Annotated in this window: 3 protein-coding genes; all 3 read right to left on the reverse strand. The window is 75.1% G+C overall.

The genetic code is table 11. The features are described 5' to 3' along the window. Positions 1-155: 155 nt before the first annotated feature. Positions 156-446: a DUF6525 family protein gene (locus ACTS11_RS04025; RefSeq protein ID WP_442639056.1), complete on the reverse strand. Its 291-nt coding sequence runs from the start codon at positions 444-446 to the stop codon at positions 156-158. Beyond that, positions 443-1087: a DUF1826 domain-containing protein gene (locus tag ACTS11_RS04030; RefSeq protein WP_442639057.1), complete on the reverse strand. Its 645-nt coding sequence runs from the start codon at positions 1085-1087 to the stop codon at positions 443-445. The genes ACTS11_RS04025 and ACTS11_RS04030 overlap by 4 nt, the downstream gene beginning before the upstream one ends. Next, the coding region (locus ACTS11_RS04035; protein WP_442639058.1) for a YncE family protein at positions 1077-1669 on the reverse strand (593 nt) is incomplete at its 5' end. The genes ACTS11_RS04030 and ACTS11_RS04035, both read right to left, overlap by 11 nt.

Genomic DNA, 1669 nt, shown 5'->3' on the forward strand with positions numbered 1-1669 from the left:
CGGCGGCGGCGAGGACCGGGCGCGCGAGGCGAAACCCGCCCGCAAGCCCGAGAGGGACGGCAAACCGGAGCGCGGCCCGCGCCCCGCCCCGCAGAAGGCGGAGCAGCCCGGCGCCCTCGGCTCGGCCCTGCTCGACGCGCTCAAGCGGAAGTAGCTCAGCGCGGGTCCGTCCCGGCGAAGGGGTGCGACCCCTCCCAGACCCGCCGCACGTCCCGCGCGATGAGGCGCGCCTCGATCCGGTCGAGCTCGGAGAGGGCGCGTTCCGGGTCGCCCGTCCGCGACAGCGCCGCGTCGAAGGCCCGCCGCACCGAGCGCGGCCGCCACGGCAGGACGGCGTTGGCGAGCCAGGCCCGGAGCTCGCCCGGGAGCCGGTCGTAGTCCCGCATCGGATCCCCGCTCCGCCGCCGGAGCCTCAGCGAGGTCCGCCCCCGGTTTCCGTGCCTCATGCCTCCTCCTCGGGATCGTCCACGGGATCGAGCACGAGGACGAGCCGCGCCTCCCCCGTGCCCTCGATGGGCGGCGAGCGGTGGAGGAGACCGGTCCGCGCACCCTGCGGCCAGAGCGTCCCGCGCAGGATCAGCGCGGCCCCGGTCGGCACGGTGAAGACGCGGGAGGGCGCCGCCCCGTCGGTCGAGACGCCGTATTGCGTGCCGGTGCCGCGATAGGTGCAGATCAGCCGCGCCGTCACCGCGTCGACGTGGAAGCGGCGGCAGGCATCCGTCGTCACCACGTCGAGCCTGAGGCGCAGCCAGGGCGCGCGCAGGATGCCGGAGAAGATCCCGGCCAGGGCCGCGATGTCGTCGATGAGCATGTCACGCTCGGGACCTTCCGGCGTGCCGGAGGCCTGACAGACCTGCGCCACGGCCGCGCGCACGGCCTCCGCGGGCAGGATGATCCGGGCCCTCGGCAGGCACGCGGGGTCGAGCCCGTCGATCCAGGCCCGGAAACCCGGGAGCGTCTGCCGCCGCCAGATCGCCGCCGCGCAGCCCGGATGCCGGATCGCCCGAAGCCCCTCGGGCGTATCGGCGACGCCGACCCCGACGGCGGCGTCGCGGACGACCTCGCGGACGAGCGGCTCAGTGGTCATGCTCCGCCTCCGCGGCGAGCAGGAGGAGGGACTGCGGCGCGCCGCCGACGGCGATGCGCTCCACCACCTCGAGGGTGTCGGCATCGACCATCGCCACCGATCCGGCCGCCGGGTCGGAGACGGCGATACGCTGCCCCCCGAAGGCCATCATCGGCCGCACGACGCCGCGCTCCATCGAATAGGCGCCGGTGACGCCCGCGGCCTCGCCCAGGATGCGCCCGGTCAGGGCGGAGAACCTCACGAGCCGTCCGTCGGAGAGCATGGCGAAGCCCTCCATCCCCGTCTCGTCCAGCGTCCAGGCCATGCGCGGCGCGGGCAGTTCGGCGAAGACGAAATCGCCGGTCTCCGACGACGGATCGACGATCGCCATGTGCGCCGCGCCCCAGTTGCCGACGAGGGCCATCGTGTCGCGCGGGCTCAGGAGCTGGCGGATCATGCCCTCGGCGGGAACCTCCGCCGGATAGGGAACGAAGCGCCCCGCGGGCGGCGTGACGGAGGTGTCGAAGACCGCCACGCCATCCTCGCAGCCGAAGGGGACGAAGCCCCCCGCCCTGCCCTCGCCCGGGAGGTTGAGGCGCTCCG

Origin of the sequence: Roseicyclus sp., from assembly GCF_052168335.1 — a bacterium.
GTDB lineage: Bacteria > Pseudomonadota > Alphaproteobacteria > Rhodobacterales > Rhodobacteraceae > Roseibacterium.